Genomic DNA, 3,035 nt, shown 5'->3' on the forward strand with positions numbered 1-3,035 from the left:
GCCATCCCCGCAACTACCTGGCCTTCCTCGGCCTAGCAGCCGCCCTCTGCTGCTACAAACGCCTCGTCCGCCTCACCACATAGGACACGGTCTTAGCCCCGCTAGCCGCCGCGGCTGTGCCCCTGGGCGTTAGCCGGCCGCCTGCCGGGGGTCGCGAACCAGCGGCTCATGATCTTCATGCTGTTTGCTCTGCTTCCGGTTGGACCGGCTCTGGTCCCCTGCCAGCCGTCGGCGATGGCCGATGCCCGAGGCCAGCACTAACAAAGTGAGGCATCTGCGCGGTGGTGGCTGTTGCGGGTCAGCCATAGACGGGGTTCGCGCACGCTCGGGCTGTGCAGACGTATTTGTCACGGTCTGGCAAGGCCGGAAGCCTATGTCCATCGTGATCACGGTCGGCCAGCGGGACCAGTTGCCGCACAGCATCGCTACGCGCTGCCTGATACGCCCCACCTGCTGGGCGTCTGACCTGTCGGCACTTCCCCGCCCCGACTGTGAATCAGTCCTGAGTCATGAGCTGGCTGTTTTCGCGTCTGATGAATGCAGGAATCGGCCCGGGGTGCTGCTGTCAGCTAGTTTGCCTGGTCCGGTGGAGGACAGCACATCGGGGCTCGCCTCTGTCCATGTCTGCTTCCCCTTCGGTAAGCGACGTGTGACCAGTGGAGACCAGGCCCGTAGTCAGATCTACACCGGAGGGAGGTGATTGCGTGTACCCAACCCCGTCACCCAGAAGCTGCTTTGTGATCATCGGTGTTGCAATGGTCGTTCTTGTAAACCTTGTGGCGGTCATTCTAATGACCTGCTTTGGGTGAGGACTAGCGCGCTAGTCCAGTGAGTCGGCGGGCTGTTATAGAGACCGTGCGGGTCATGTATTTATGGGTGATTTCAGCTCACCTATGGTCGGATCCACTCCCTTGAGCCAGCGGGGGCGATCTCTCGAAGACGGCAAGTGAACCTTCGAGATCCGCTCGGCGCAAGGTCATCACACCTTGCCGGGTCCCGGCCCACCCAGCGGTGCTTGGTTACTTGGCGAGGCCGGCGAGGGGCGATCCCGCTGCGTCGGTGCAGGGAGCCTAAAGGCATAGTCGGGAGCAGCCGGGTCTCCAAGGCATCCTGGCAAGAGCGCTAGAGCTTCGATTTGCCGTGTCAACAGCAGAGGCTGACTACCCTGCTAGCTACGATGTCGCTGCTCTTCACGCACATCATGTAGCTGATGGCCTGCTGTTCCATCCGCCACCGCAGGGATTTCGACTGCGGTGGCGGGCTGGTTCATCGGCGTCTAGCGGCGAGCCGTAATCCGCTGGTAGCGGGCGAATTTCTGTGCGGCCTGTGCGGCACGGCCCGTGCTGGGCGTGGGCCAGGTGGTGTCAGAAGTGGTGGTGGCAGTCTCCTGAACGCCCCCCGACACATCGCGGCGCCGGTCTCAGACAGCGAAATGATATCGGTCTGGACGGCAGGGCCCGCGTACGAGGGGCCGAGGCTGTCCCGGTACACACACCGACGGCGGCGCGGACGAAAGATCACGCGACCACACCGCCGTAAGGACGATCCCACCCGCCAGATACAGACGGCCATCGTGGAGAGGGAATGAATTCGCGGGCCGCGCAGTTCGGGGGGACAAAAGCGTATCACGCTCCCGCTTGACCTGCGGCATCCCGGCCCGCTACCACACCGGCAGCGCTTCGCCTTGCTGCTCTCAAGCGGCCTGGCCCGAGACTTCGCGAAGCCCCGGATGCTCTGCTGGTGGGGCACCGAAGTGCCCTCACCCAGCCAAGCCATCGCCTGCCGGGTCCCGTCAGCATCCTGCAGGCGGTGTCTCTATGTCTTCGTCAAGGACGTGGCCGATGAGGTTGTTGGGGGTGGTGTCATGCCGCGAGGGTGACGGTGGGGGTTCCGGGATTCGTAGAGGGTGCTGTCGTGGAGCATGGCGAAGAGGACGTTGATGCGTTGGCGGGCGAGGCGGAGGATGGTTTGGGTGTGTGTTTTGCCGTGGGCTTGGTGCCTGTCGTAGTAGGTGCGGGGGGGGCGGGGTCGGCGTTCATGCAGGCGAAGGCGGAGAGGAGTATCGCGCGTTTGAGCTGTCGGTTTCCGCCGGGTGGTGCGTGCTCACCATGAATTGAGGTCCCCGAGGATCTGGTGGTGGGGGCGAGGCCGGCCGTGGTGGGCGGTGCTGGCGAAGCCGGTCCCGTCGCCGACGGTGACCAGCAGGACGGCGGCGGTCCTAACGCCGACTCCCGGCATCGAGGTCGGGGCCGGATGAAGAGGGTGGGCCTTCAGCAGGGTGCTGATCTGGGCTTCCAGGGCCCGGCGCTGTTCGTGGCCGGCGGGGAGTGAGCGGGCCAGGGACGGGATTACCACGTCGAGGGTGCCGGTGCGCGGGACCACGACGCTCTGTTCGTCGAGGGCGTCGAAGATGTCGTCGATCAGCCGGGCGGCCATGCGCGGGGCCTTGGGGCGGATTACCTTGATGAGTCTGCGGCGGCCAGCCTTGCGCAGTGCGGTCGGGGATCCGTGGCGCTCGAGGAGCCAGGTGATGGCGGGGTGGTCCAGGCGGGGCCCAGGACGCGCTCGAGGCGGGGGTGGAACTGGGTGAGCAGGCCGCGTATTCGGTTGGAGGTGCGGGTGGCTTCCGCGGCGAGGTCTTGGTCGAAGCCGGTCAGCACGGTGAGCTCGGCGGTGATCTCGGCGGTCAGCTCCAGCGAACGCAGAATGTGGGGCATCGTGCGGGCGGTGTCCGAGCTCACCGCCGCGTCTTTCGCTTCGGTTTTCGCCTCTCCCGGGTAGAGGTCGATGATGCGCCGCATGGCGAGTCCGGGCAGGTAGGCGACCTCGCAGCCCGCGTCGCGGGCGACGGTCAGCGGCAGGGCGCCGATCGAGGCGGGCTGGTCGACGATCACCTGGACAGTGCCGAACTTGGCTTTGAGCCTACTGTTGAAGACGGCCTGAGGTGATCCCCGTGGTGTGGACACGCCTGACAATGGATCTTGGTGATCCTGGAAGGTGTAGATCCACGTGGCAAGGCCCTCGAAGTACAGTGC

1 pseudogene is annotated in these 3,035 nt (G+C 65.3%); it reads right to left on the reverse strand.

The annotated features are described in order from the left end of the window. Positions 1 to 1,815 precede the first annotated feature (1,815 nt). Positions 1,816 to 2,942: pseudogene (locus ACFYP3_RS37385) on the reverse strand (IS110 family transposase); the annotation flags it as partial. Positions 2,943 to 3,035: the final 93 nt, after the last annotated feature.

Origin of the sequence: Streptomyces sp. NPDC005533 (assembly GCF_042871845.1) — a bacterium.
Taxonomy (GTDB): domain Bacteria; phylum Actinomycetota; class Actinomycetes; order Streptomycetales; family Streptomycetaceae; genus Streptomyces.